General features: G+C 58.8%; 2 protein-coding genes. Both read left to right on the forward strand.

The window, feature by feature from the left end; all coding sequences use genetic code 11:
• Nucleotides 1-21 precede the first annotated feature (21 nt).
• Nucleotides 22-663 (forward strand): peptide chain release factor H, encoded by a 642-nt coding sequence (gene prfH / locus ACR0E6_RS20850; protein ID WP_480564039.1) that lies wholly within the window; start codon nt 22-24, stop codon nt 661-663.
• A gap of 1 nt (nt 664) precedes the next feature.
• Nucleotides 665-1,909 (forward strand): AAA family ATPase, encoded by a 1,245-nt coding sequence (locus ACR0E6_RS20855; RefSeq protein ID WP_480564037.1) that lies wholly within the window; start codon nt 665-667, stop codon nt 1,907-1,909.
• Nucleotides 1,910-2,143 lie beyond the last annotated feature (234 nt).

Here is a 2,143-nt window from a genome sequence, read left to right on the forward strand (position 1 = left end):
AACGCGTGACGGGAGGCGGTCATGACTGCATCCCGACATATCTCACTTCTGGTTACGAGCGGCAGGGGTCCGGCGGAATGCCAGCAAGCCGTCGCCGGAGTGCTGGATGTCATGCGCGAAGAGGCCGAGCTCCTCGCCGTGGACTTCGATACCAGTGGGGTTCGAACAAAACTTGGCTATAAATCTGCAGTGGTTCTGATCAGCGGCGCCGATGCCGAGGCCTTTGCCAAGAATTGGCGCGGTACGATCCAGTGGCGGGCACAAAGCAATCTGCGTCCGACGCACAAACGGACCAATTGGTTCATTGGGGTGTTCGACTTGCCCAAACTCGCACGAACACCCGAACGTATTCAAGCGAGCGACGTCACTTTTGCAACCTTCCGGGCGGGCGGACCTGGCGGGCAGCACCAGAACACGACCGATAGCGCAGTGCGGGCGACGCTCAGGCAAACCGGGCTTGCAGCGGTGGCGCGCGAAGAACGGTCGCAACACCGCAACAAGGCGCTGGCATTGGAACGTCTTCAGCATCTGATGGCCGCGCAAGCCACTGCGGAAGAAGCCGCACAAAATGCAAGCCGCAATGAGCTGCACCATGCGCTCGAACGCGGCAATCCGGTGCGGCGTTTCAAAGGTCACGACTTTCGCGAAGTGAAAGGGGGCTAAGATGGAAGCATTTGATCAATTCCTGACCAGCGCCCTGACCAGCGATTTTTTCGCGGGCGGCTTGGCGCTCGGGGCCTTCGGGGTCGCGGCGGCCTTTCTGCGCATTGCGTTTATGGCCATGTACGGTGTGATTGTTCGGCGCGTTTGGGTCAGCCTAACGCTCGACAACAGAAGCGCGGCCTATCGCCATTTCTGTATCTGGATGGAGCAGAACAACGTCCTGTCCCATTCGCGTCATGTGCGTATGACGGATGGCAAATGGGCTCGGGGAACAAAGGGCTATGCACCTGCTCCAGGGCGGCACTGGTTTTTCTGGCGCGGAAAGCTCTGCCGTCTGGAGCGCGACATCAATGAAAAGTCAAAAGTGGGCGCATCACACAACCAGCGCCCGATGGAGGTGTTGAATGTCACCGTCCTGTTCGGAAAGGTCGAAACGATATTGGGCTGGATAGCTGAGGGACGTACGCTTTCCCAAACCAGGGACCGTATCGGCCCTGGCCTTCATATTCTGAAAGGGGACTGGTGGGATCATGTCGGTGATGTCCCGCGCCGTTCCGTCAATACAGTACTGGTGGATGACGATCGCATCGAGAAAGTGCTGGAGGACATGCGTTGGTTCTATGGGGCCAGCGATTGGTACGCGGAACGTGGTGTTCCGTGGCGGCGAGGGTATCTGTTTTACGGCCCTCCGGGCACGGGCAAGTCGAGCCTCATTCGCGCGCTGGCGTCAGACCTGTCATTGGATATCGCGTCGCTGGATATCGGGCGCGTCACGCTGACGGATGATGATCTGCGTGAAGCGATGATGTGTGCCCCCAAGGGGTCGCTGATCGCAATCGAGGATGTGGACGCCGTGTTTACGCAGCGCGAAGGTGGTGAGAAACGCTCGGGCGTCAGCTTCTCGGGCTTGCTCAACGCCATCGATGGTGTGGCCGCTCAGGAAGGGCGTGCGCTGGTCATGACCACAAACCACAAAGAAAGGTTGGACCCGGCCTTGATCCGTCCGGGCCGCGCCGATGTGCACACCGAGCTTGGATTGGTGGGTGCACCAACAGCCCGCCGACTGTATGAGCGCTTTTTCCCCGGTGAACGCGTTTTGGCCGGGGTGTTCGAACAGCGGTTAGGAGGTCAACAACACAGCCCTGCCCAGATTCAGGGTTGGCTTTTGGCCAACAGCGCCGACCCAATGGTGGCTGCGCATGCGTCGGGGCTAGAAGACCGCATGCAAGATATAGCCGCCGAATGAAAAAGCATGGGCGCCCGGATATCTCGCGCCCGCCTGGCTAGATTGTACCCCACTCCAAATCAAACCTACCAACATACTTCCGCAGCCGATATGCACCGCTCTAGGTTTTGCGTTTGCCGCTCGATAAGGCAAACAAGGCGCGCCCGGCCGCACTTAGCCAATTTGATGGTTCGTTTTATTTCTAGATCTTGCAGAGTCGCTTTGGCTGATGGCAAATATCGAAAGCTCTGGCGG

The sequence above is a fragment of the Ruegeria sp. AP12 genome (assembly GCF_056540025.1).

Coding starts and splice junctions, on each gene's coding strand:
- prfH (WP_480564039.1), top strand. CDS start 22: ATGACTGCATCCCGACATATCTCACTTCTGGTTACGAGCGGCAGGGGT.
- ACR0E6_RS20855 (WP_480564037.1), top strand. CDS start 665: ATGGAAGCATTTGATCAATTCCTGACCAGCGCCCTGACCAGCGATTTT.